This window comes from Streptomyces sp. MJM8645, from assembly GCF_001625365.1.
Taxonomy (GTDB): Bacteria; Actinomycetota; Actinomycetes; order Streptomycetales; family Streptomycetaceae; genus Kitasatospora.
Map to the genome: position 1 here is coordinate 3,327,931 of NZ_LJJF01000001.1, position 18,583 is coordinate 3,346,513.

At 71.5% G+C, this 18,583-nt stretch carries 13 protein-coding genes and 1 pseudogene; all 14 read right to left on the reverse strand.

All coding sequences use genetic code 11. The features are described 5' to 3' along the window. Positions 1–6: 6 nt before the first annotated feature. Positions 7–1,062, reverse strand: a complete 1,056-nt coding sequence (locus tag A6F73_RS14130; RefSeq protein ID WP_063348136.1) for a 2-oxoacid:ferredoxin oxidoreductase subunit beta — start codon at positions 1,060–1,062, stop codon at positions 7–9. Further along, positions 1,059–2,963, reverse strand: coding sequence for a 2-oxoacid:acceptor oxidoreductase subunit alpha (locus A6F73_RS14135; RefSeq protein WP_063348137.1), 1,905 nt, complete (start codon positions 2,961–2,963; stop codon positions 1,059–1,061). Before A6F73_RS14135 ends, A6F73_RS14130 begins: the two co-directional genes overlap by 4 nt. A 350-nt stretch (positions 2,964–3,313) precedes the next feature. Beyond that, positions 3,314–3,976, reverse strand: coding sequence for a response regulator transcription factor (locus A6F73_RS14140; RefSeq protein ID WP_063348138.1), 663 nt, complete (start codon positions 3,974–3,976; stop codon positions 3,314–3,316). 115 nt (positions 3,977–4,091) lie between these two features. Then, on the reverse strand, positions 4,092–5,102 hold the full coding sequence (locus tag A6F73_RS14145) for a polyprenyl synthetase family protein (protein ID WP_063351191.1): 1,011 nt from the start codon (positions 5,100–5,102) through the stop codon (positions 4,092–4,094). Between the two features lie 303 nt (positions 5,103–5,405). Further along, positions 5,406–7,028, reverse strand: a complete 1,623-nt coding sequence (nuoN, locus tag A6F73_RS14150; RefSeq protein ID WP_063351192.1) for an NADH-quinone oxidoreductase subunit NuoN — start codon at positions 7,026–7,028, stop codon at positions 5,406–5,408. Positions 7,029–7,039: 11 nt separating this feature from the next. After that, positions 7,040–8,674: an NADH-quinone oxidoreductase subunit M gene (locus A6F73_RS14155; protein ID WP_063348139.1), complete on the reverse strand. Its 1,635-nt coding sequence runs from the start codon at positions 8,672–8,674 to the stop codon at positions 7,040–7,042. A gap of 34 nt (positions 8,675–8,708) precedes the next feature. Further along, a complete protein-coding gene (gene nuoL, locus A6F73_RS14160; RefSeq protein WP_063348140.1) occupies positions 8,709–10,604 on the reverse strand; it encodes an NADH-quinone oxidoreductase subunit L in 1,896 nt (631 codons plus the stop codon). 13 nt (positions 10,605–10,617) lie between these two features. Further along, complete coding sequence (nuoK, locus tag A6F73_RS14165) at positions 10,618–10,917, reverse strand: NADH-quinone oxidoreductase subunit NuoK (protein ID WP_030060110.1); 300 nt, start codon at positions 10,915–10,917, stop codon at positions 10,618–10,620. Between the two features lie 245 nt (positions 10,918–11,162). Next, positions 11,163–11,966, reverse strand: a pseudogene (locus A6F73_RS14170) (NADH-quinone oxidoreductase subunit J); the annotation flags it as partial. Further along, positions 11,963–12,565 (reverse strand): NADH-quinone oxidoreductase subunit NuoI, encoded by a 603-nt coding sequence (gene nuoI / locus A6F73_RS14175; RefSeq protein ID WP_063348141.1) that lies wholly within the window; start codon positions 12,563–12,565, stop codon positions 11,963–11,965. The pseudogene A6F73_RS14170 and the gene nuoI, both read right to left, overlap by 4 nt. A gap of 6 nt (positions 12,566–12,571) precedes the next feature. Next, positions 12,572–13,900, reverse strand: coding sequence for an NADH-quinone oxidoreductase subunit NuoH (gene nuoH / locus A6F73_RS14180; RefSeq protein WP_063348142.1), 1,329 nt, complete (start codon positions 13,898–13,900; stop codon positions 12,572–12,574). Further along, positions 13,897–16,440, reverse strand: coding sequence for an NADH-quinone oxidoreductase subunit G (locus A6F73_RS14185; protein ID WP_063348143.1), 2,544 nt, complete (start codon positions 16,438–16,440; stop codon positions 13,897–13,899). Before A6F73_RS14185 ends, nuoH begins: the two co-directional genes overlap by 4 nt. Then, positions 16,437–17,798 (reverse strand): NADH-quinone oxidoreductase subunit NuoF, encoded by a 1,362-nt coding sequence (gene nuoF / locus A6F73_RS14190; protein WP_063348144.1) that lies wholly within the window; start codon positions 17,796–17,798, stop codon positions 16,437–16,439. Before nuoF ends, A6F73_RS14185 begins: the two co-directional genes overlap by 4 nt. After that, positions 17,798–18,577: an NADH-quinone oxidoreductase subunit NuoE gene (gene nuoE / locus A6F73_RS14195; RefSeq protein WP_079135683.1), complete on the reverse strand. Its 780-nt coding sequence runs from the start codon at positions 18,575–18,577 to the stop codon at positions 17,798–17,800. Before nuoE ends, nuoF begins: the two co-directional genes overlap by 1 nt. Between the last annotated feature and the right edge of the window lie 6 nt (positions 18,578–18,583).

The following is an 18,583-nucleotide window of genomic DNA, read 5'->3' on the forward strand; positions in this document are numbered from 1 at the left end:
GACCGGTCAGTCCACCGTCCAGGTGTCGCCGCCCGCCAGCAGCGCGGCCAGGTCGCCCGGCCCGCGATCGGCCTGCGCGGCCGCCAACTGCCCCGCCATCAGCTCGTCGTAGACAGGCCGCCGCACATCGCGCAGGACACCGATCGGGGTGTGGTGCAGGGTGTCGGCGTCGGCGATCCGGGACAGCGCGAAGGCCGCCGTCGGGTTGGCCGCGTGCGCGTCGTGGACCAGCACCCGCGCCTCGTTGTCCGCCGTCACCGGGGCGGTGAACAGCTCGCCGTCCGGGCCGCGGAACACGCCGCCGGCCAGGTCCGCGCCGAAGCGGATCGGCTGGCCGTGCTCCAGCCGGATCAGCGCCTCGTCCCGGGTGCCGGGCTGCTTCAAGGCCTCGAACGCGCCGTCGTTGAAGATGTTGCAGTTCTGGTAGATCTCCACCAGCGCGGTGCCCTCGTGCGCGGCCGCCGCCCGCAGCACCGACTGCAGGTGCTGGCGGTCCGAGTCGATCGTCCGGGCGACGAAGGACGCCTCGGCGCCGATCGCCAGCGAGAGCGGGTTGAACGGCGCGTCCAGCGAGCCCATCGGCGTCGACTTGGTGATCTTGCCCAGCTCGCTGGTCGGCGAGTACTGGCCCTTGGTCAGGCCGTAGATCCGGTTGTTGAACAGCAGGATCTTCAGATTGACGTTGCGCCGCAGCGCGTGGATCAGGTGGTTGCCGCCGATGGACAGCGCGTCGCCGTCCCCGGTCACCACCCACACGCTCAGGTCCTGCCGCGCGGACGCCAGCCCGGTCGCGATCGCCGGCGCGCGCCCGTGGATCGAGTGCACCCCGTAGGTGTTCATGTAGTACGGGAAGCGCGAGGAACAGCCGATCCCGGAGACGAACACGGTGTTCTCGCGCTTGATGCCGAGCTCCGGCATGAAGCCCTGCACCGCCGCCAGGACGGCGTAGTCCCCGCAGCCGGGGCACCAGCGCACCTCCTGGTCGGTCTTGAAGTCCCGTGCGCTCTGCGGTTCTTCGGCCTTGGGCACCAGGCGCAGGGAGGGGAAGCCGTTCTCGCTCATCGGTGGTCCTCCTCGTCCAGGGTGCCGATCGCCGCCGACAGCACGTCCGCCAACTGTGCCGCCTTGAACGGCAGTCCACGCACCTGGTTGTAGGACTCCGCGTCCACCAGGTACTTCGCCCGCAACAGCAGCGCGAGCTGGCCGAGGTTCATCTCCGGCACGACGACCTTCTCGTAACTCCTGAGCACCGCACCCAGGTTGGCCGGGAAGGGGTTCAGGTGGCGCAGGTGCGCCTGGGCGACCTCCCCGCCGTCCGCCCGCACCCGCCGCACGGCCGCGGTGATCGGCCCGTACGTCGAACCCCAGCCGAGCACCAGCACCCGCGCCTCGCCGCTCGGGTCGTCGACCTCCACGTCGGGGACGGCGATCCCGTCGATCTTCGCCTGCCGGGTGCGGACCATGAAGTCGTGGTTCGCCGGGTCGTAGGAGATGTTCCCCGTCCCGTCCTGCTTCTCGATCCCGCCGATCCGGTGCTCCAGCCCCGGCGTGCCGGGCAGCGCCCACGGCCTGGCCAGGGTCTTCGGATCCCGCAGGTAGGGCCAGAACGAGCCGTCCTCGCGGTTCGGACCGGTCGCGAAGTCCGGGCTGATCAGCGGGAGTTCGTCCACCTCCGGGATCCGCCACGGCTCCGAGCCGTTCGCCAGGTAGCCGTCCGAGAGCAGGAACACCGGCGTCCGGTACGTCACCGCGATCCGCGCCGCCTCCAGCGCCGCGTCGAAGCACTCGGCAGGCGTCGCCGGGGCGACGATCGGCACCGGCGCCTCGCCGTTGCGCCCGAACATCGCCTGCAGCAGGTCCGCCTGCTCCGTCTTGGTCGGCAGGCCGGTGGAGGGGCCGCCGCGCTGGATGTCCACGACCAGCAGCGGCAGTTCCAGCGACACCGCCAGGCCGATCGTCTCGCTCTTCAGCGCCACCCCGGGGCCCGAGGTCGTCGTCACGCCGAGCGCGCCGCCGAAGGACGCGCCGAGCGCGGCGCCGATCCCGGCGATCTCGTCCTCGGCCTGGAAGGTACGGACCCCGAAGTTCTTGTGCCGGCTCAGCTCGTGCAGGATGTCCGAGGCCGGCGTGATCGGGTACGAGCCCAGGTACAGCGGCAGCCCCGAGCGCTGCGCGGCGGCGATCAGGCCGTAGGAGAGCGCCAGGTTCCCCGAGATGTTGCGGTAGCGCCCGGCCGGGAGCTTGGCCGGCGGCACCTCGTAGGAGACCGCGAAGGTCTCCGTGGTCTCGCCGAAGTTCCAACCCGCCTTGAACGCGCTGATGTTCGCCTCGGCGATCTGCGGCTTCTTCGCGAACTTGCTGCGCAGGAAGGTCTCCGTCCCGTGGGTGGGGCGGTGGTACATCCAGGACAGCATCCCCAGCGCGAACATGTTCTTGGCCCGCTCGGCGTCCTTGCGCGCCAGCCCGCTGTCCTTCAACGCCTCCAGGGTCAGCGTCGTCAGCGGCACCTTGTGCAGGTGGTAGCCCTCCAGCGAGCCGTCGGCCAGCGGATCCGCCGCGTAACCGACCTTCGCCAGCGCGCGCTTGGTGAACTCGTCCGTGTTGACGATGATCTGCGCGCCGCGCGGCAGGTCCTCCAGGTTCGCCTTCAGCGCCGCCGGGTTCATCGCCACCAGCACGTTCGGCGCGTCCCCCGGGGTGAGGATGTCGTGGTCCGCGAAGTGCAGTTGGAAGCTCGACACGCCCGGCAGCGTCCCGGCGGGCGCCCGGATCTCGGCCGGGAAGTTCGGCAGCGTGGAGAGGTCGTTGCCGAACGACGCCGTCTCCGAGGTGAACCGGTCACCGGTGAGCTGCATGCCGTCACCCGAGTCGCCGGCGAAACGGATGATCACCCGGTCGAGTCGGCGAATCGGCTTGCCGTGCCTCGGCGGCGAACCTCCCGGGGCCGTTGGATCGGCGGGCACGGCCGCACCGGGGCGTCCGTCACCACTCCCGGAACGACCACCGTCGCCGTCCGAGCCGTCCACTGCCTCTGACTGATCGACCTGACTGGTCACTGCCGCGGACCTCCTCGAGGGCACACCACCGCGGGCGCGGCCCCGTGCCCCGTCCGCTTGGTGCACCTCCCGCATCCTATGCGCGGGCACTTGATCCCGGACGGAACTCCCACGTGCGGCGGGAAAACACCGGCCCGCGCCCGAACCGCACACGGGGTACAACGTCCGACCGCCGGAGATCATTCCGCGTCCGACGGCCGCTCCCCCGGCCCCCTGCCCCCGCTCTCCGCCCCCGAGCTGCCCGGCCGCCCGGCCGGCTACGAGTTGAGGTAGGTGAGCACCGCCAGCACCCGGCGGTGGTCCTCCGGGCTCTGCGCCAGGCCCAGCTTCAGGAAGATGTTGCTGACGTGCTTCTCCACCGCGCCGTCCGAGACCACCAGCTGCTTGGCCACCGCGCTGTTGGTGCGGCCCTCCGCCATCAGCCCGAGCACCTCCCGCTCGCGCGGGGTGAGGTTGGCCAGCACATCGCCCTTGCGGCTGCGGCTGAGGAGTTGCTGCACCACCTCCGGGTCCAGCGCGGTGCCGCCGTCGGCGACCCGGACCACCGCGTCCGCGAACTCGCGCACCTCCGCGACCCGGTCCTTCAGCAGGTAGCCGACGCCCCGGGTCGAACCCGCCAGCAGCTCGGAGGCGTACCGCTCCTCCACGAACTGCGACAGCACCAGCACGTTCAGCTCCGGGTAGCGGCCGCGCAGCTCGACGCAGGCACGCAGGCCCTCGTCGGTGTGGCTCGGCGGCATCCGCACGTCGGAGACCACGACGTCCGGCAGCTGCCCGGCCGCGGCCAGGTCGTGGATGGTCTTCACCAGCGCGGCACCGTCCCCGACACCCGCCACGACCTCCAGGCCCCGGTCGGTGAGCAGCCGGGTCAGACCCTCCCGCAGCAGTACGGAGTCCTCGGCTATGACGACACGGCGCATGGTGACCTTCCCGGCAGGGCTGAGCTGACAGAGGCCAGTCTCCCCCATCCGGGCAACCACCCGACCCACCGTCCGCGGATCCGCCGGCCGGGGGCCACCGCCCGCCGCGCCCCGGTCACATGGTCCGGATCGCCACCGCGTCGCAGAGCCCCTCCAGGGCCGCCTTCGCCGCGCAGTCCGGCAGCGGGGCGAGCAGCGCCCGGGCGTCCTCGGCCTGGCGCAGCGTCTCCCGGCGGGCGCGCTCCAGCGCGGGGTGGCGGCGCAGCAGCCGCAGCGCCTCGGCGTGCAGTTCGTCGTCGGCGAGGTCCAGGGTGAGCAGTTCGCGCAGCCGGGTGTCGGCCGGGTCGGCGGGGTCGGCCGGCATCTGCTCCAGCAGCAGGGTCGGCAGGGTCGGCACGCCCTCGCGCAGGTCGGTGCCGGGGGTCTTGCCGGACTCCTGGCCGTCGCTGGCGATGTCCAGCACGTCGTCGGCCAGCTGGAAGGCGATGCCGATCCGCTCGCCGAACTCGCTGAGGGTGTCCACCATCCACGACTCGGCGCCGGCCATCAGTGCTCCTATCCGGCAGGAGACCGCGATCAGCGAACCGGTCTTGCCGGCCAGCACGTCGAGGTAGTGCAGCAGCGGGTCGCCGTCCGGGCCGGGGCCCCGGGTCTCCAGGATCTGGCCGGTGACCAGCCGCTCGAAGGCGTCGGCCTGCATCCGCACCGCCTCGGGGCCGAGGTCGGCGAGCACCTGGGAGGCGCGGGAGAACAGGAAGTCGCCGGTGAGGATGGCCACCGAGTTGTCCCAGCGGGAGTTGGCGCTGGGGGCGCCGCGGCGCACCGGGGCCTCGTCCATGACGTCGTCGTGGTACAGGGTCGCCAGGTGGGTGAGCTCGACGACGACGGCGGCCGGCACCACCCCGGGTGCCCCCGGGTCGCCGAACTGCGCCGCCAGCAGCAGCAGCAGCGGGCGGAAGCGCTTGCCGCCGGCCTCGATGAGGTGACTGGCGGTGATGGTGATGAACGGGACGTCGCTCTTGACGGCCTCGGCGAGAGCCGTCTCCACCGCGTCCAGTCCGGCCTGAACGTCCCGGGTCAGGTCGCGGTCCTGCACGCTGAGCCCGAAGGGTCCCACGACGGTCACGAAGACCACTCCTCTGTCCCTGGTCGATCTAGCGGCCTGGTCCCTGAGTGCCGCCGCTGGCCATACAGGCAGGGTATCCGGTCACGAGTGGATCACTGCACGGGCGTGCGGATCCTGTCATGATCGGGCCGGATGCCCTGGTCAGGGCGGCTGTGGGGGCAGTACTGCGGTGGGGGCGAATTCAGCTGGAAAACACGGGCCGGAGCCCCTGCGCCGGCAGGCCGGCGGCAAACGCGCGTCCGGACCGCGCGCCGAGGGCGCGGCCCGGACGGGCCCGGGGCGGCCGCGCCGCCCCGGCGGCGGTCAGCGGACGAACAGCGCGGCCTTCGACGCCAGGTCCAGGAAGTACTGCGGCAGCAGGCCGAGACCCAGCGTGACCAGCACCCCCACCCCGATCGCGGTCGCCGTGAAGGCACTCGGGATCGCCACCGTCGGACCGCCCGGCTTCGGGTCGGAGAAGAACATCAGCACGATGACCCGGATGTAGAAGAACGCGGCCACCGCCGAGCTCAGCACACCCACGATCACCAGCGGCGTCGCCCCGCCGGCCGCCGCCGCCTGGAACACCGCGAACTTCCCGGTGAACCCGGAGGTCAGCGGGATCCCGGCGAAGGCCAGCAGGAACAGCGCGAACACCGCCGCCACCAGCGGCGAGCGCCGGCCCAGCCCGGCCCAGCTGGACAGGTGGGTCGCCTCGCCCTTGGAGTCGCGTACCAGGGTGACCACGGCGAACGCGCCGAGCGTCACGAAGGAGTACGACAGCAGGTAGAACAGCACCGAGGACAGGCCCTGCTTGTTGGTGGCGATCACGCCCGTGAGGATGAACCCGGCGTGCGCGATCGAGGAGTACGCCAACAGCCGCTTGACGTCCTGCTGGGTGACCGCCAGCACCGCGCCCACCACCATGGTGAGGATCGCCACCCCCCACAGCACTGGCCGCCAGTCCAGCCGCAGGCCCGGGAAGGCGACGTAGAACAGCCGCAGGAACGCCCCGAAGGCCGCGACCTTCGTCGCCGCCGCCATGAAACCGGTCACCGGGGTCGGCGCGCCCTGGTACACGTCCGGGGTCCAGGAGTGGAACGGCACCGCGCCGACCTTGAACAGCAGGCCGACCGCGAGCATCGCCAGGCCGATCAGCAGCAGCGCGTCACTCTGGGTGCTGCTCAGCTGCGCCGGGGTGGTCATCGCCTTGCCGGAGATCACGTCCGAGATGTCGCCGAGCTTCACGCTGCCCGCGTAGCCGTACAGCAGCGCGGTGCCGAACAGGAAGAACGCCGAGGCGAAAGCGCCCAGCAGGAAGTACTTGACGGCCGCCTCCTGGGAGAGCAGCCGGCGGCGCCGGGCCAGCGCGCAGAGCAGGTACAGCGGGAGGGAGAAGACCTCCAGCGCCACGAACATCGTCAGCAGGTCGTTGGCCGCGGGGAACAGCAGCATCCCGCCGACCGCGAACATGGTGAGCGGGAAGACCTCGCTGGTGGCGAAGCCGGCCCGGACCGCGGCCCGCTCCTGCTCGCCGCCGGGGGTGGCGGCGGCCTGGGCCGCGAAGGCGTCGGCGGGCAGGCCGCCCGCCTTGGGCTCCAGCTTCCGTTCGGCGTAGGTGAGCACCGCGACGACGGCGACCAGCAGGATCACGCCTTGCAGGAACAGCGCCGGGCCGTCCAGCGCGACCGACTCCATGGCCAGCAGGTCGACCCGGGTGGAGCCGAAGCCCTGGGAGGCCAGCACCACCACGGCGACGAAGGAGCCGATCAGCCCGGCCAGGGCGAGCGACACCTGCGTCCAGTGCCGGTACCGGCGGGGCACGAAGGCCTCCACCAGGATGCCGGCCACGGCGGCGCCGAACACCACCAGCATCGGGGAGAGCTGGCCGTACTCCAGGTGCGGCGCCGGGATGCTGGCGGTGTTGCCGCCGGCGGCGGCGAGCATGCCGGTGGTGCTCACTTCTGCTCACCTCCTGAGGTGGCGGCGACCGGGTGGGCCGGCGCCGGGTCGGTCTCGTGGACCTGCGAGAGCGTCGCGTTCACCGAGGGGTTGACCAGGTCGGTGAGCGGCTTGGGGTAGACGCCGAGCAGGATGGTCAGCGCCACCAGCGGGGCGACCACGGCCAGTTCGCGGACCTTGAGGTCGGGCATCCCGCCGACGCCGGCCTTCACCGGGCCGGTCATGGTGCGCTGGTACAGCAGCAGGGCGTACAGCGCGGCCAGCACGATGCCGAAGGTCGCCACGATGCCGATCGCCGGATAGCGGGTGAACGTGCCCACCAGCACCAGGAACTCACTGACGAACGGGGCCAGCCCGGGCAGCGACAGGGTCGCCAGACCGCCGACCAGGAAAGTCCCGGCGAGCACCGGCGCGACCTTCTGCACCCCGCCGTAGTCGGCGATCAGCCGCGAACCGCGACGGGAGATCAGGAAGCCCGCCACCAGCATCCACGCGGCGGTGGAGATGCCGTGGTTGACCATGTAGAGGGTGGCGCCGCTCTGGCCCTGGCTGGTCAGCGCGAAGATGCCCATGATGATGAAGCCGAAGTGCGAGATCGACGCGTAGGCGACCAGCCGCTTGATGTCCTTCTGGCCGACCGCCAGCAGCGCGCCGTAGATGATCCCGATCACCGACAGGACCAGGATCGCCGGGGCGAAGGTCTTCGAGGCGTGCGGGAACAGCCCGAGGCAGAAGCGCAGCATCGCGAAGGTGCCGACCTTGTCCACCACGGCGGTGATCAGCACGGCGGTACCGGCGGTGGCCTCGCCCATCGCGTTCGGCAGCCAGGTGTGCAGCGGCCACAGCGGGGCCTTCACCGCGAAGGCGAAGAAGAAGCCCAGGAACAGCGCCTTCTCGGCGGTGCCGGACAGCTGCAGCTTGCCGTCGGCGATCGCCGAGGTGAGGGTCTGGAGGTCGAAGGTGCCGAAGCCCTGGTCCTGCGCGATCACGTACAGGCCGATCACGGCGGCCAGCATCACCAGGCCGCCGAGCAGGTTGTAGAGCAGGAACTTCACGGCCGCGTACGAGCGCTGGCGCGCCGCGTCGGGGCCGCCGGCCCGGTCACCGAAGCCGCCGATCAGGAAGTACATCGGGATCAGCATGGCTTCGAAGAACACGTAGAAGAGGAAGACGTCGGTGGCGTAGAAGGAGACGACCACCATCGCCTCCACCGCCAGGATCAGGGCGAAGAAGCCCTGGGTGCGGCGCCTGCCCTCAAAAGTGTCGGGGGCGAAGGTGCCGTCGGGGCCGGCCGGCCCCGGGTCGGCGTCGTGCCAGGAGGCCAGCATCACCACCGGCACCAGGACGGCGGTGAGCAGGGCGAGGACGGCGCCGATGCCGTCCACGCCGAGCGAGAAGGTGATGCCGAAGGAGCGGATCCAGCTGTACGACTCGGTCAGCTGGTAGCGGTCGCCGTGCGGGTCGAAGCGGGTCGCCACCACGGCCGCCAGCACCAGGGTGACGACCGAGACGCCCAGGGCGACGGCCTTGGTGGTCGAGCGGCGGCGCTCGGTCGACCCGGCGGGCAGCGCGGCGGTCAGCACCGCGCCGGCCGCCGGGACGGCACAGGTGGCGGTCAACAACGCGCTCATGGCCGCACCCCCCACGTGGAATCTGCGCGAGTCATCAGACGGACCTCATCAGGAGAGTCGTGGCGACCAGCACCAGCGTGCCGCCGAACATGGAGAGCGCGTACGAGCGGACGAAGCCGTTCTGGATCCGCCGCAGCCGACTGGACACCCCGCCGATGGTGGCGGCCAGGCCGTTGACGAAGCCGTCCAGGCCGCGGCTGTCGAAGTAGACCAGCGTCGCGGTGAGCGCCGAGCCCGGGCGGACCAGGACGGCGTGGTTGAAGTCGTCCTGGAGCAGGTCGCGGCGGGCGGCCCGGGTGAGCGGGGAGCCGACCGGCGCCACCACGGGGACGGCGGAGCGCCCGTACATCAGGTACGAGACGAGGACGCCGGCCAGCATGCAGGCCGTGGTGAGCACGGTGACCACCAGCGGGGCGAGCGGCGAGTTGCCCTCGGAGTGTCCGGTGACGGGCTCCAGCCAGGTCAGGAACGAGTCGTTGAAGGCGAACAGCCCGCCCGCGAAGACCGAGCCGAAGGACAGCAGGACCATCGGGATGGTCATGGTCTTCGGCGACTCGTGCGGGTGCGGGGCATTGCCCTCGGCGTCCGGCTGCCAGCGCTTCTCTCCGAAGAAGGTCAGCAGCATCACCCGGGTCATGTAGAACGCGGTGACGGCGGCGCCGGTCAGCGCGCACAGGCCGAGGATCCAGCCCTCGGTGCCGCCCTTGGCGAAGGCCGCCTCGATGATCTTGTCCTTGGAGAAGAAGCCGGACAGACCGGGGAAGCCGATGATCGCCAGGTAGCCGAGGCCGAAGGTGACGAAGGTGACCGGCATGAACTTGCGCAGGCCGCCGTAGTGACGCATGTTCACCTCGTCGTTCATGCCGTGCATGACCGACCCGGCGCCGAGGAACAGCCCGGCCTTGAAGAAGCCGTGCGTCACCAGGTGCATGATCGCGAAGGCGTAGCCGATCGGGCCGAGCCCGGCCGCCAGCACCATGTAGCCGATCTGCGACATCGTCGACCCGGCCAGCGCCTTCTTGATGTCGTCCTTCGCGCAACCGACGATCGCACCGAACAGCAGCGTGACCGCGCCGACCACCACCACGGCGGTCTGCGCGGCCGGCGCCAGGTCGAAGATCGCCGACGAGCGGGTGATCAGGTAGACGCCGGCGGTCACCATGGTGGCCGCGTGGATCAGCGCCGACACTGGGGTCGGGCCCTCCATCGCGTCGCCCAGCCAGGACTGCAGCGGCACCTGCGCCGACTTGCCGCAGGCCGCCAGCAGCAGCATCAGGCCGATCGCCGTCAGCTTGCCCTCGCTCGCCTGCGCCGCCCCGCCGAAGACCGGTTGGAAGGCGAAGGAGCCGAACTCGGTGAACATCAGCATGATCGCGATCGACAGGCCCAGGTCACCGACCCGGTTGACGATGAACGCCTTCTTCGCCGCCGTCGCCGCGCTCGGCTTGTGCTGCCAGAAACCGATCAGTAGGTACGAGGCGAGGCCCACGCCCTCCCAACCGAAGTACAGCAGCAGGTAGTTGTCGGCGACCACCAGCAGCAGCATGGCGGCCAGGAACAGGTTCAGGTACGCGAAGAAGCGGCGCCGACGCTCATCGTGCGCCATGTAGCCCACCGAGTACAGGTGGATCAGCGTGCCGACGCCGGTGATCAGCAGGACGAAGGTCATCGACAACTGGTCGAGCCGGAACGACATGTCGGCCTGGAACCCGTTCACCGGGATCCAGCTGAACAGGTGTTGGGTGACGGCCCGGTGCTCGGCCTCGCGGCCCAGCATGTCCCAGAACAGCGCCAGGCCGAAGCCGAACGAGAGCGCCGCGAGGGCGGTGGCCAGCCAGTGGCCGAAGCGGTCCAGCGCGCGGCCGCCGAGCAGGAGCAGGGCGGCGCCGGCCAGCGGGGCCGCCACCAGCAGCGGAATGAGAGAGTTCACCGAGGCCCTCCGCCTACAGCTTCATCAGATTGCTGTCGTCGACCGAAGCGGAGTGCCTGGTCCGGAAGATGGAGACGATGATGGCGAGGCCGACCACGACCTCGGCCGCCGCGACCACCATCGTGAAGAACGCGATGATCTGGCCGTCCAGGGTGCCGTGCAGCCGGGAGAAGGTCACCAGGGCGAGGTTCGAGGCGTTCAGCATCAGCTCCACACACATGAACAGCACGATCGCGTTGCGCCGGATCAGCACTCCGGCCGCGCCGATGGTGAACAACAGGGCCGCGAGGTACAGGTAGTTGACCGGGTTCACTCCGCTCCCCCCTCGTCGGCGCGGCCGTTCAGGCCGTCCTTGCCGTTCAGGCCGTCCTTGGCGTTCAGGCCGTCCTTGCCGTTCAGGCCGTCCTTGGCGTTCAGACCGCCGTTGGCATTCAGACCGCCGTTGCCGTTCAGACCGTTCGGACCGCCGTTGCCGTCCTTGCCGTTCACCGACGCCGGCACCGACGCCGGCACCGGCTCCAGGGACTTGCGCGGTCCGGCGACCGCCGGCCGCTCGGACGACGGCCGGCCCAGCCAGTCCGCCGTGGTGTTCTCCAGCTCGGCCATCCGCCGCAGCATCTCCTGACTGACGTCCCGGACCTGGCCGCGCTCGCGCAACGTCGCCATCACCGAGTCCTCGGCGATCGTGCCGTCCGGCAGCAGCGCCGGAACGTCCACCGCGTTGTGCCGCGCGTACACGCCCGGCGCCGGCAGCGGCGGCAGCTGCAGGTTGTCCACGACCCGCTGGGCGGCCAGCTCGCGCTGCGTCTTCGGCGCCTTCACGTGCTCGCGGTGGGTCAGCACCATCGCACCGATCGCCGCGGTGATCAGCAGCGCGCCGGTGACCTCGAACGCCCACACGTACCGGGTGAAGATCAGCCGGGCCAGGCCCGGCACATTGCCCTCGGCGTTCGCCTCGGACAGGCCGGTGAAGTGGTCCAGCCGCGCGTTGGCGATCCCGGCGATCAGCAGCACGCCGAAGCCCAGCCCGCACAGCACCGCGGCGACCCGCTGGCCCTTCAACTGCTCCTTCAGGGAGTCCTCGCTGGTGACGCCGACCAGCATCACCACGAACAGGAACAGCATCATGATCGCGCCGGTGTACACGACGATCTGCACCACGCCCAGGAACACCGCGCCCTGCGCCATGTAACAGACCGCCAGCGCCATCATCGTGGCCGCCAGGCACAGCGCGCTGTGCACGGCCTTGCGCATCAGCACCATGCCGAGCGCGCCGCCGACCGCGAGCACCGCGAGCACCCAGAACTGGACGGCCTCCCCGACGGAGGTCGTCCCGGTCGCGGCCAGGTTGAGGGAGGTCACTGCTGGACCTCCCGCTCCCGGTCGGTGCGCTCCTGCTGGACCGTCCCGGGCGCCGCCGCGGTGATCTCGCCCCGGTAGTACGCGCCCTCGTCGGCGCCCGGGAAGATCGAGTGCGGGGAGTCCACCATGCCCTCGGACAGGCCGACCAGCAGCTGCTCCTTGGTGAAGATCAGGTCCCGGCGCGAGGAGTCGGCCAGCTCGTACTCGTTGGTCATGGTGAGCGCGCGGGTCGGACAGGCCTCGATGCACAGCCCGCACAGGATGCAGCGGGCGTAGTTGATCTGGTAGACCGCGCCGTAGCGCTCGCCCGGCGAGTAGCGCTCCTCCTCCCGGTTGTCCGCGCCCTCCACGTAGATGGCGTCGGCCGGACAGGCCCACGCGCACAGCTCGCAGCCGACGCACTTCTCCAGGCCGTCCGGGTGCCGGTTCAGCTGGTGGCGGCCGTGGAAGCGCGGAGCGGTGGGCTTCTTCTGCTCCGGGTACTGCTCGGTGAGCCGCTTCTTGAACATGGCCTTGAAGGTCACGCCGAAGCCGGCGGCCGGGCCGAGGATCGACGGCTTGTCGGGCCGTTCGGCCCGCTCCGTCTGGTCGGACGACATCTCGGTTCAGCTCCCTTCGGTATGGTCGGCCCCGTTGAGGGCGTCCTGGAGTTGCTTCGGGGCCCGGCTGCGCCGGCGCGGCACCGGCGGGAGCTCCTGTCCGGGCAGCGGGGGCACCGGGTAGCCGCCCGCCATCGGGTCGAACTCCCCCTTCGGCAGGGTTGGTTCGTGCTCGGGTTCCTTCTTCAGGAAGTCCCGCAGCAGGGCGAGCAGCAGGATCGCCCCGACCGGCGCGCCGACGTACAGCACCACCTCGCCGAAGCCGTAGCCCTCGTTGCGCAGCGCCCGCACGCTCGCGATCAGCACCAGCCACACCAGCGAGACCGGGATCAGCACCTTCCAGCCCAGCTTCATGAACTGGTCGTAGCGGAACCGGGGCAGCGTGCCGCGCAGCCAGATGAAGAAGAACAGCAGCAGCTGGATCTTCAGCGTGATCCACAGCATCGGCCACCAGCCGTGGTTGGCGCCCTCCCAGAAGGTCGACACCGGCCACGGGGCCCGCCAGCCGCCCAGGAACAGGGTGGAGGCCACCGCCGAGACGGTCACCATGTTGACGTACTCGGCCAGCATGAACATCGCGAACTTCAGCGAGGAGTACTCGGTGTTGAAGCCGCCGACCAGCTCGCCCTCGGCCTCCGGGAGGTCGAACGGCGCCCGGTTGGTCTCACCCACCATCGCGATGATGTACACGATGAACGACACCGGCAGCAGCGCCGCGAACCAGGTCGGCTGCTGGTGCGCCACGATCTCCGAGGTCGACATCGACCCCGAGTAGATGAACACCGCCGCGAAGGACAGGCCCATCGCGATCTCGTAGCTGACCATCTGCGCGGCCGAGCGCAGCCCGCCCAGCAGCGGATACGTCGAACCGGACGACCAGCCGGCCAGCACGATGCCGTAGATGCCGATCGAGGCCGTCGCCAGGATGTACAGCAGCGCCACCGGGAAGTCGGTCAGCTGCATCGCCGTCCGGGTGCCGAAGATCGACACCTCGTTGCCGGCCGGCCCGAACGGGATCACCGCGAAGGCCATGAACGCCGGGACGGCGCAGACGATCGGGGCCAGGATGTAGACCACCTTGTCCGCGCCCTTGACCACCAGGTCTTCCTTGAGCGCGAGCTTCACGCCGTCCGCCAGGGACTGCAGCATCCCCCACGGCCCGTGCCGGTTCGGCCCGATGCGCAGCTGCATCCAGGCCACCACCTTGCGCTCCCAGACGATCGCGATCAGCACCGTCAGGACCAGGAAGCCGAAGCAGAACACCGCCTTCAGCAGCACCATCCACCACGGGTCCTGCCCGAAGAAGTGGAGCGTCTCGTACGGCTGCGGAGTCATCGCTCCTCCCCTTCACTGCCCGCGTCGCCCGCCGCGGCCTCGGCCCGGACGGCCGGCTCGGGGGCGGCCACGGCGATCGTGACCAGATGGCCGACGGTGGTGCCGAGCGCGCGATGGGCGCCGCCCGGCGTGGAGTTGAGCGGGATCCAGACCGTGCGGTCCGGGATCGAGTCGGTGACCTCCAGCGGCAGGGTCAGCGAGCCGGCCGGGCCGGTCAGCCGCAGCACCCCACCCTCCCCGCCCGCCTCGGCGCCGGTGTCCTTCGCGCCGATCTCCTTCGCGGTGGCCGGCGAGACCCGGGCCACCGCCCGGTGCCGGGTGCCCGCCAGGTGCGGATCGCCCTGCTGCAACGTGCCGTTGTCCAGCAGCTGGCGCCAACCCGCCAGCACCGCCTGGCCGGTGGCCGGGCGGGGCAGCACGCCGGGGTGCGCGGCCGGGTCCGCGGACCGGTCACCCGCCCACGGGGTGAAGTGGTCCAGCTCCAGCCGGGCCGCCCGGACGTCCGGCAGACCCAAGCGGTGGCCCAGCGCCTCCGCCAGCATGGTCAGCACCCGCAGGTCCGGGTACAGATGGCGGCCCATCTGCTGATCGGGCTTGAGCGCCGCCTCGAACATCCGCAGCCGGCCCTCCCAGTCCAGGAAGGCACCGGCCTTCTCCGCCACCGCCGCCACCGGCAGCACCACGTCCGCGCGCGCCGTCACCGCGGAGGGCCGCAGCTCCAGCGACACCACGAACGGCACCGCCGCCAGCGCCGCGTCGGCCAGCGCCGGATCCGGCAGGTCGTCCGGGTCGACGCCGCCGACCAGCAGCGCGTCCAGCTCACCGTGCGCCGCGGCCGTCAGGATCTGCTCGGTGTCCCGGCCCGGCCCGGACGGCAGCTCCGCCACCCCCCACACCCCGGCGGCCTCCGCCCGGGCGGCCGGAGCCGCCACCGGACGGCCGCCGGGCAGCAGCCCCGGCAGCAGGCCCGCCTCGACCGCACCGCGCTCACCCGCCCGGCGCGGCACCCACGCCAGCCGGGCGCCGGTCGCGTGCGCCAGCCGCAGCACCGCCGTCAGCGCGCCCGGGGCCGCGGCCAGCCGCTCGCCCACCAGGATCACCGCGCCCGGGCCGCGCAGCAGCTCGGCGGCCCGCCCGGCCTCGTCGTTCAGCGGCTCGTCGGCGGCCAGCGCGGCGAACCACTCCGCCTCCGTGCCCGGGGCGGCCGGCAGCAGCGCGCCGCGCAGCTTGGCCAGGCCCCGGGAGGCGAACGCCGCCACCGAGTACACCTTCAGGCCCCGGTCGCGGCTCGCCTTGCGCAGCCGCAGGAAGACGATCGGCGACTCCTCCTCCGGCTCGAAGCCCGCCAGCAGCACCGCCGGCGCCTGCTCCAGCTGCTCGTAGGTGAGGCCCTCGCCGTCCACGTCCACCCCGCGCCCGGCGACGGCGGCGGCCAGGAAGTCCGCCTCCTCGCCGCTGTGCGGGCGGGCCCGGAAGTCCACGTCGTTGGTGCCGAGCACCACCCGCGCGAACTTCCCGTACGCGTAGGCGTCCTCGACGGTCACCCGGCCACCGGTCAGCACCCCGGCGCGGACGCCGCGCAGTCCCTCAGCGGCCCGGGCCAACGCCTCCGGCCAGGAGACGGGCACCAGCTCGCCGTCCACCCGCACCAGCGGGGTCGCGATCCGATCCCGCTGCTGGGCGTACCGGAACGCGAACCGGCCCTTGTCGCAGTTCCACTCCTCGTTGACCGCCGGGTCCTCGCCCGCCAGCCGGCGCAGCACCTTGCCGCGCCGGTGGTCGGTGCGCTGGGCGCAGCCCGCGGAGCAGTGCTCGCACACGCTCGGCGAGGAGACCAGGTCGAACGGGCGGGAGCGGAAACGGTAGGCCGCCGACGTCAGGGCGCCCACCGGGCAGATCTGGATGGTGTTCCCGGAGAAGTACGAGTCGAGCGGCTCATCGTCCCCGGTGCCGACCTGCTGGAGCGCGCCGCGTTCCAGCAGGTCGATGAACGGGTCCCCGGCGATCTGCTGCGAGAAGCGGGTGCAGCGCGCGCACAGCACGCAGCGCTCCCGGTCCAGCAGCACCTGGGTGCTGAGCGGGATCGGCTTCTCGTAGGTGCGCTTCATCCCCTCGAAGCGGGTGTCGGCGTCACCCGTGGACATCGCCTGGTTCTGCAGCGGGCACTCGCCGCCCTTGTCGCAGACCGGGCAGTCCAGCGGGTGGTTGATCAGCAGCAGCTCCATCACGCCGCGCTGCGCCTTCTCGGCCACCGGCGAACTCACCTGGGTGCGCACCACCATGCCCTCGGCGACCGGGATGGTGCAGGAGGCGACGGGCTTGCGCTGGCCCTCGATCTCGACGATGCACTGCCGGCAGGCGCCGGCCGGGTCGAGCAGCGGGTGGTCGCAGAAGCGCGGGATCTGGGTGCCGATCCGTTCGGCGGCCCGGATCACCAACGTCCCCTTGGGGACCTGCACTTCGACGCCGTCGATGGTGAGCGTGACCAGCTCGACCGCGGCCTTGTCGCCCGTGGAGGTGGATGGCTCTGTGATCGTCACGCGTGCACCTCCCTTTCGGTGGCGGACTGGTGGCCGGGGCGGGGGCCGTCGGCCCAGACGGTGGAGGCGGCCGGGTCGAACGGGCAGCGGCGCTCGGCCAGGTGCTGCTCGTACTCGGCCCGGAAGTGCTGGAGGGAGGAGACGATCGGGCTCGCGGCGCCGTCGCCCAGTGCGCAGAAGGACTTGCCGTTGATGTTGTCGGCGATGTCGAGGAGCTTCTCCAGGTCCCCCTCGACGCCCGCGCCCGCCTCGATCCGCTTGAGCAACTGGACCAGCCAGTAGGTGCCCTCGCGGCAGGGGGTGCACTTGCCGCAGGACTCGTGGGCGTAGAACTCGGTCCAGCGGGTGACCGCCCGCACCACGCAGGTGGTCTCGTCGAAGACCTGCAGCGCCTTGGTGCCGAGCATCGAGCCGGCCGCGCCGACACCCTCGTAGTCCAGCGGGACGTCCAGGTGCTCGTCGGTGAACATCGGGGTGGACGAGCCGCCCGGGGTCCAGAACTTGAGCCGGTGCCCGGGGCGGACGCCGCCGCTCATGTCCAGCAGCTGGCGCAGCGTGATGCCCAGCGGCGCCTCGTACTGGCCGGGGTTGGTGACGTGGCCGGAGAGCGAGTACAGCGTGAAGCCGGGGGACTTCTCGGTGCCCAGGCCCTTGAACCACTCCTTGCCGCGGGCCAGGATCGGCGGCACCGAGGCGATCGACTCGACGTTGTTGACCACCGTCGGGCAGGCGTACAGGCCGGCGATCGCCGGGAACGGCGGCCGCAGCCGGGGCTGGCCGCGGCGGCCCTCCAGCGAGTCCAGCAGCGCCGTCTCCTCGCCGCAGATGTAGGCGCCGGCGCCGGCGTGCACGGTGATGTCGAGGTCGACGCCGGAGCCGAGGATGTCCCGGCCGAGCAGCCCGGCCTGGTACGCCTCGGCGACGGCCGCGTGCAGGCGGCGCAGCACCGGGACGACCTCGCCGCGCAGGTAGATGAACGCGTGGTCGCAGCGGATCGCGTAGGAGGCGATGATCATGCCCTCGATCAGCGCGTGCGGGTTGGCGAACAGCAGCGGGATGTCCTTGCAGGTGCCCGGCTCGGACTCGTCCGCGTTGACCACCAGGTAGTGCGGCTTGCTGTCGTTCTGCGGGATGAACTGCCACTTCATCCCGGTGGGGAAGCCGGCGCCGCCGCGACCGCGCAGCCCGGAGTCCTTCACCAGGGCGATCACGTCGTCCGGCGGCATCGCCAGGGCCGCCTTGAGGCCGTCGTAGCCGTGGTGGCGGCGGTAGGTGGCCAGCGTCCAGGGCCGGTCGTCGTCCCAGGAGGCGGACAGGACGGGGGTGAGCAGCTTCTCGGCCGGCTCGGCGGCGGTCATCACGCTTCCGTCCCTTCGTGGCCGGTGCCCTCGTGGCCGGTGCTCTCGTAGCCGGCGCCCTCGTGGCCGATGCCCTCGTGGCGGGGCGCGACGACCTTGGTGCCGCCGGTGCCGGGCAGCGCCTCGCCCTTGGCCAGGCGCAGGCCCGCCAGCGAGGGCGCGCCACCCGCGCCGGACTCGTCGTTGGCACCCGGGCGCTCGTCGGGGAAGCCCGCCAGGATCCGGGCGGACTCCTTGAAGGTGCACAGCCGGGCGCCGCGGGTCGGCCGGACCTCCCGGCCCGCGCGCAGGTCGTCGACCAGCCGCTTGGCGCTCTCCGGGGTCTGGTCGTCGAAGAACTCCCAGTTGACCATCACCACGGGCGCGTAGTCGCAGGCCGCGTTGCACTCGATGTGCTCGATCGAGATCTCGCCGTCCCCGGTGGTCTCGTTGTTGCGCACGCCGAGGTGCTGCTGGAGCTCGTCGAAGATCTGGTCGCCGCCGAGCACCGCGCACAGGGTGTTGGTGCAGACCCCGACGTGGTACTTCCCGGCCGGGCGCCGCCGGTACATGGTGTAGAAGGTCGCGACGGCGGTCACCTCGGCGGTGGTGAGGTCCAACTGCTCGGCGCAGAACCGGATGCCGGTCGGGCTGACGAAGCCCTCCTCGGCCTGCACCAGGTGCAGCAGCGGCAGCAGCGCCGACCGGGCCTGCGGGTAGCGGCCGATCAGCTCCGCGGCGTCGGCGGCCAGCCGGGCGTGCACCTCCTCGGGGTACGGTGTGGCCGGCAGCGCCGGCATCCCCAA

What these genes read in the sequence shown, in the direction of transcription:
- A6F73_RS14130 (WP_063348136.1), bottom strand. Translation starts at nt 1,062, where the DNA reads ATGAGCGAGAACGGCTTCCCCTCCCTGCGCCTGGTGCCCAAGGCCGAA.
- A6F73_RS14140 (WP_063348138.1), bottom strand. Translation starts at nt 3,976, where the DNA reads ATGCGCCGTGTCGTCATAGCCGAGGACTCCGTACTGCTGCGGGAGGGT.
- nuoN (WP_063351192.1), bottom strand. Translation starts at nt 7,028, where the DNA reads ATGCTCGCCGCCGCCGGCGGCAACACCGCCAGCATCCCGGCGCCGCAC.
- A6F73_RS14155 (WP_063348139.1), bottom strand. Translation starts at nt 8,674, where the DNA reads ATGAGCGCGTTGTTGACCGCCACCTGTGCCGTCCCGGCGGCCGGCGCG.
- nuoI (WP_063348141.1), bottom strand. Translation starts at nt 12,565, where the DNA reads ATGTCGTCCGACCAGACGGAGCGGGCCGAACGGCCCGACAAGCCGTCG.
- nuoH (WP_063348142.1), bottom strand. Translation starts at nt 13,900, where the DNA reads ATGACTCCGCAGCCGTACGAGACGCTCCACTTCTTCGGGCAGGACCCG.
- nuoF (WP_063348144.1), bottom strand. Translation starts at nt 17,798, where the DNA reads ATGACCGCCGCCGAGCCGGCCGAGAAGCTGCTCACCCCCGTCCTGTCC.
- nuoE (WP_079135683.1), bottom strand. Translation starts at nt 18,577, where the DNA reads ATGCCGGCGCTGCCGGCCACACCGTACCCCGAGGAGGTGCACGCCCGG.